The organism is uncultured Anaerococcus sp. (assembly GCF_937934665.1).
Classification (GTDB): Bacteria; Bacillota; Clostridia; order Tissierellales; family Peptoniphilaceae; genus Anaerococcus.
The window spans coordinates 1-6,279 of the sequence record NZ_CALGYW010000048.1 but is presented as its reverse complement, the minus strand read 5'-3'; the positions used below and the strand labels follow the sequence as shown (position 1 = coordinate 6,279).

The 6,279-nt window shown below is 36.3% G+C and carries 5 protein-coding genes; all 5 read left to right on the top strand.

Going from position 1 to position 6,279, the window contains the following annotated elements; genetic code table 11:
- Window positions 1–1,543: 1,543 nt before the first annotated feature.
- A complete protein-coding gene (locus tag Q0410_RS02240) occupies window positions 1,544–1,657 on the top strand; it encodes a YvrJ family protein (RefSeq protein WP_299032450.1) in 114 nt (37 codons plus the stop codon).
- Between the two features lie 7 nt (window positions 1,658–1,664).
- Window positions 1,665–2,327: a peptidoglycan amidohydrolase family protein gene (locus Q0410_RS02235; RefSeq protein ID WP_299032448.1), complete on the top strand. Its 663-nt coding sequence runs from the start codon at window positions 1,665–1,667 to the stop codon at window positions 2,325–2,327.
- A gap of 164 nt (window positions 2,328–2,491) precedes the next feature.
- Window positions 2,492–3,271 (top strand): hypothetical protein, encoded by a 780-nt coding sequence (locus Q0410_RS02230; protein ID WP_299032446.1) that lies wholly within the window; start codon window positions 2,492–2,494, stop codon window positions 3,269–3,271.
- A 95-nt stretch (window positions 3,272–3,366) separates the two neighbouring features.
- Complete coding sequence (locus tag Q0410_RS02225; protein ID WP_299032444.1) at window positions 3,367–6,228, top strand: hypothetical protein; 2,862 nt, start codon at window positions 3,367–3,369, stop codon at window positions 6,226–6,228.
- The coding region (locus Q0410_RS08495; RefSeq protein ID WP_367178689.1) for a lipoprotein at window positions 6,215–6,279 on the top strand (65 nt) is incomplete at its 3' end. The genes Q0410_RS02225 and Q0410_RS08495, both read left to right, overlap by 14 nt.

Sequence of the window (6,279 nt, the reverse complement as noted above, 5' to 3'; positions counted from 1 at the left end):
AGACGATGAAAAACCAGCTGAAGACGACAAAGAAGACGATGAAAAACCAGCTGAAAACAAACCATCTAAAGGAGCAGGTAACAACGCTAAAACTGGTATTGCTGGTGTAGCAGGCGTTGCAGGTATCCTTGCAGCAGCTTCAGTTGCATACGCAACAAGCAAAAGAGACTAATTAATTTAGTATCTTAAGGAAAGACTTGACTAAGAGTGCACTCTTAAGTCCTTCCTTACAATAAAATACCCGGGTACTCACTTGACAAAAACCTTCCTTTTTAAAAAAGGGAGGTTTTTTTATTCCACCAAAACCTTTCCTTTTAATATATTGTGATGTTGTATCTTATATATTTTTTCGGTTATTTACATAAACCCTTCGTTACTGGGGGGAAACCCGGGCATGGTTTTCTATACAAGATAGGGTATTTTTCTTTTTTATCCAAGATAAGTTATTACTTTATCTTTTAAATGATAATTTTATTTACTATTGAATCTTCGTTCCAAGGGGGAGCCCCAAGGGACCTTCCGCAGGGTCCCTCATCGGGCTCCCCCTTAAACCCCCTCATCGTTACACCCTCGAGCGGCTCCTTAAGCGGAGTGCGGAACCAGAAGTTTGCCTATCGGCAGACCTCTTTAGTGGAGGGGATGGCCTTGTATTTATTGGTGTATATTCCTACTATCATTCTAATCATCAAAACCCTAAAAATCGCAAACTCGGCTAAAGCCTCAAACAGTGCGATTTTCTTAACGGGCTTCTTGATTAGAATTTATGACTTAGTAGATTAGAGAAATGATTTCGGAGTACAGACACTTAGCAGGCTCGTTTGGCTTTCGCCAAACATTGCTAGATTAGTATTTATTTTAAATTGAAAAAATTAATCTAAATATCGAGTATTTTTGTAAATGAAGGAGGCGTAAAGAAAATCTCACTGACAGCTACCTAAGAATGAAGATTTTATAAATACTGTGAACTAATATAAAAATTAAAGATATAAGTCAGACGAGATTGAGATTTTTAGCCGACTGAATGTCAAAAAAGTCAGGATTTAGTTCAAACAAAAACGAAGACATAAAACCTATCAATAAAAGATTTCCAAAGGAAATCTACTGCTTATGCTCCCCGCCATAGGGGTCGCTCGGAGGGGGTAGCCGAAGGGGGTCTAAGGGGGAGCGGGTTGGGGAACGTGCGGAACGTTCCCCTGGGCTCCCCCTTAAACGAAGATTCAATAGTAAATAGAATAATTCTATAAAAGATAATAATTTATCTAGGATAAAAGAAAAAATATTTCTATCTTGGATAAAATCTTCGGGACATTTTGTCTTATTTTTCTATATATTAGTAGCCGGCTAATAATATAGAAAGGAGATGAGGCGACTTTCTATTTGGAGAAAAGTTAATATTCATTTTTATAGTTAATAATCTTAAACCCTCTAGTCTGGGGCTTTTTTTATAAACTTTTAAGAATGTTTATACTTTTTCTTCTCTTATTCTTGCTTGCTTTGATGTATTTTGCAAAGAAAAGCTCGCAAGTCTAGCCTTGATTAGAAGATGGATCTAGTTGATTTAATTTCACAAGTGGGATTTCCTATTGTTATGAATCTTATTTTGATTGTCCAAATTAATGGCAAGCTTGATGAGATTTTGAGGGAAATCAAGAAGTAGGAGGACTATGACAAGAGAAAATATGATTGATTTTGCCCTTTCCAAAGTGGGAAGGGTTTCTTATTCTATGGCCTATCCAGCAAGGCTTGGACCTTGCTTTTATGACTGCTCATCCTTTGTCTACTATGCCCTAATCGCTGGAGGTTTTCTCCCTAAGGGGTCTGTTATTGGCAACACTGAAAGCCTTTATAAGCTTAAGGGAAGTGTCTTTGAGGAGATTTATTCCTATGGGGATGTTAGGAGAGGAGACATTTTTATAAGAGGTATAGAGGGTAGGTCTGCCGGAGCCTATGGCCATACGGGGATTTTCCTGGCTAAGGATAAGATAATCCATTGCTCTTATAGGGCAAATGGGGTTAGCATAGCTGATAGGTCGACAGGGCTTAGAAATGTCCTAGAGCTTAGAAGGTCTAATAAGGAGAGGTATTTTAGGCCAGTTTTAGGAGGGAAAAGACCTAAGGAGAGGATTATTGATAGGGTAGGCATGGCAGTTATAAAGTGTGCCACCAATGTAAGGGCAAGGCCTACCACAAACTCTGCCAAAGTTGCCATGTATTTTCCAGGAGAGAGGGTCTATTATGACAGGCTTGTAGAAAATGAAACCTACCTATGGGCCTCTTATATAGCGAGATCTGGCAAAAGAAGATATGTGGCTATAGGTAGGTGCTAGCAAAAATGGGAGCTTAGGCTCCCTTTTTTGCGGGTGGATTTTTATTTTATATACAAATAGTATTTACAATTTTTGATTTTACTTGACTAATATTGGCTAAAATGGGGTATAATAGAAGTAAGAATTGTACTTTTTAAGTAAGTTTGACGAGAAAGGACTTTGTAATGAATAAAAAATTTAAGGCGCTTGCCCTAGCTATGAGTATGGCTTTTGTAGCACCTTCTATGGCTATAGCAGCTGAAACTAGTCTAGATCAAAAAATTGAAAATCTGGATAAAGAGATTTACAAGATAGAGAAAGACTATAATGTCTTAAATGAAGTGTACGATGATTTGCGTAAACATTCTAAAGATTATGTTAACAAAGATGGCAAAATTGTTTATGATGAAAAATCTATTAGTGATAATTTATTTAAGATTTCTACCGAGCTTGATAAATATGTGTCAAATACTGTCCCATCTATTGAACAAGCTATGCTAGGAGTTTATTTTCAAAATGGTGCAGAATTAAACGGTTATGAGATTCGTCCTCGTAATGCCAATGATTTTTATAATTATCTTAAATCATATTTTGTTTTGAAAGATGGCATGAATAAGGAAAAATATGACGCCCTTTTAAGAGATTATGTAAATGCTATTTCAGATTCTGTGATTTTACCAAGCTTGAAAAATTCTATAGAGGTCATGGAAAAAGATATAAATGATGAAAAAGACAAGCTTGATTTAGCCAAGGCAGAGCGAAAAGCTTTAGTTAAGAAAAAAACAGAAAGAGATAATCTAGAAAAAGCTGTTTCAAAAGCAAAGATTACCCTAGAAGCTTGCAAACAACTTATTAGCCTATCTCCAAACAAGATTAGCGATGTAAGAGAAGAAGTTGACAGCCTAATGGCAGAGCAAGAAACTCTGATAAAAGCAGCAGAAAAAGTCCTAATCCAATATAAATAAACTCTATAAGTGTTGGAATCTGGGAGCTTTTTGACAAAAAGGCCTAGATATATTATAATTACACTAAAAGATTGACGCTTGTAGGGAATAAAACTATGAATAAAAAATTAATAGCAAGCCTCTTGACCCTAGGACTCGTCCTAAGCCCTGTAGCAGGTGCTGTTGCCGATGAGCCAGAGAAGGTTGAGCTAAGTGCTGAAGAAAGTAAAGAAGTAAATAATGAAGATTTACTTGCTTTAATCAATGCCTATGTGGAAGATTTTGAAAATACCAAAAAATCTGAGGTTTTCCGCCTAGCTAGCACTGAAAAGCAAGAAGAAATCAAAAAAGTTATGAAGGAAGCAGCTGACTATGTTAATAAAGCTGAACCTAGTCAGAGCGAACTAGAAACCATTATAGGAAAAATAGAAGCAGCCAACAAAGGCCTAGCAGCTAATGCAAAGGCAAATCTAGATGGCTTTAAAGCGGGGATTATAAAGCTTGAGGCCCTCTTAAAAAACCACGAAGATAAAAAAGATAGTGAAGAATATAAAAAGGTCCAAACAACTATTACAGATGCCACTCTAAAGTTAAGGGATGATCAATTTAGTAAAATAACAGGTGATGGCCTAGTTAGCTCTACTAAAGGTCTGGAAGAAATCTTCAAAACCTATAAGGACTCACTAGAGGATACAAACGAATATAATCCAAATGAAGAAGATATAAAAAATTTTGAAAACTCTCTTGGTGTCCTCCTTGATAAGAGAGAAAAGCTCCTATTAAGTCATGAAGATTTTATCAAGTCTGATAAATACAAGGCAGCTGGTGAGGACAAAAAAGAGGCTTATATCAAAGCCTATGAGACTCTTGCCGGTCTTGAGGGAAAAGTCAACCTTGAAGACCTAGTCAAGGCCTTAGATGACACTTATAAAGCCAAACAAAATATAGATGCCACAAGTTCTGGCCCTAAAACCGCTTCAAACTCAAAAGAAATCGAAAAAAAAACCATAGAGGTTTTAAATAAGTTAAGAAAATTTGTCATAGAAAGTGCTGACTTGACAAAAGATCTAAAAGACTTAAATTTATTAAAAGAATACCAAGCTGAGATAGCTAAGGCAAAGGCCTATACTAGAAACCATGTCAACGGTATAGAAAGAGGCCTCAAGACCTATGAGAACCTAGCAAGCAAGCTAAGCGACTTAAAGGCTAGGATAGAAAAGGCTAAAGGCGAGCAAGTTGATACACCAACTGAAAAATCCAAGCTAGATATCCTTAAAGAAGACCTCAAAAAGGCAGAGAAATTTAGAAGTAATCCTGCCTTTATAGATGAACCTATGGACAAGCAAGGCAAGCTTAATGATGCTATCCTCTCAGCCAATGAATTGTTGAAAAAAGAAAAAATCACAGACGAAGAAGCAGAAAAAGCTTCTAAGGCGCTTAATGAAGCCTTAAAGACTTTCACTAATTTCAAGGATGTTAGCGAGGCAAAGGCAGCCATAAAGGGCTTGCTTGATAAAACAGTAGGGATCAATATCGAAAGATTCTATGGAGAAGATCAAAAAGAAGCCAAAGAAACCTACACCGAGGCAAAAGAAACTGCATCTAAGTTAGTAGATAAGAAAGATGCCAAGCTAGAAGAGCTGGATAAGGCCTACAAGGATTTCAAAAATTCTATAGATAAGCTAGCAACATTCTTAACCTCTAGGATCCAAAAAATCCTAGATGAGGATAAAAATTTCAGAGACTCTGAAAAATATAAGGCCTTAGATGAAGCGGCTAAGAAAAATAACAAGCAGGATCCAGCCATCATAAACTATATAAGCTTGATAGGCAGTGCTGAAGAATTGCTCAAGGAAGATATTCCTGATGCAAATAAATTAGATGACATCTACAAAAAGTTATTAAATGCCAAATCTGAGATAAAAGGCGATATTTCAGCAGGAGAGAGAAAACTAACCGACGCCTTAATCGATGGCTACGCCTTTATGGAAACAGAAAAGTATAAAAATGCAGCTGTAAGTCAAAATAAAAACCTAAAAGATGCTGCAGAAAATTATAAACTTTTACTAGAAACTGCTGAAACTTATAAAAAATCAGGCAATTTTGAAAGCCAAGAAGCAAAAGACCTTATGGACGCCTTAGCCCATGCCAAGGGCCTTTTAGAAGGCAAAATAAGTGAAAAGGAATATTTATCCAATAAATATTACCATATCCTAAAAACCCTAAGTAAACACAAGGGATACAAGGAAATTAACCAAGCATCTAGAAAGAAACTTGAAGGTGCCTTAAAACTTTATGAAGAAAGCTCTGATAAGGAAGCAATATTCAAGGCCCTTGACGAGGCAATGAATGATGACGCTATAAAAGGCTTTATCAAAAAAATCGAAGAAGAAAAAAATCCTAGCCTAACCAGAGATAAGCTTCTAGAAGATTTGACTACTTTGATAAATGAAGATAAAAAGCTAAAAGAAGGTGGCTTTAAGTATCAAAAGGCCCAAAAAGCCCTTAGAGATGCCTATGATCTAGCCCTTAAAGAAGCAAATGAGCTTATTGGAGAAAATAAAAATCCAACAGAAGAAGAGGTAAGAGCTACCTATAAGAAACTTTTAAATGCTAAAAACAGCCTAGATGGCGATAAGTTTAGTGACTTTATCCAAGCCCTAGCTCAAAGGTTTAAAAAAGACCAGCTAAAAATAGCAAATCCAGATGATAGAAAGGCCATAGCAGCAAAAATAAATTCCTTATCTGGAGAAGAAATGACTATGGATGATGCAATAAAAGTCGAGAAAGAACTAAACGAGTTAATCAACAAAAAAGTTGTAACAACCACTACTCGACCAATTTCTACAATTACCAATCCTGGTTCATCTGTAAGAACTGGTATAGAAGGAGTAGCTAAGGTAGCAGTAGTGCTTGTAGCAGCACTTGGAATATATAAATTAATATCAAAAAAAGGAGATAAAAATGAAACTAACTAACAAAAAAATCATAGCAGCCCTATTAATCGCTGCAACACTAACAGGATGCGA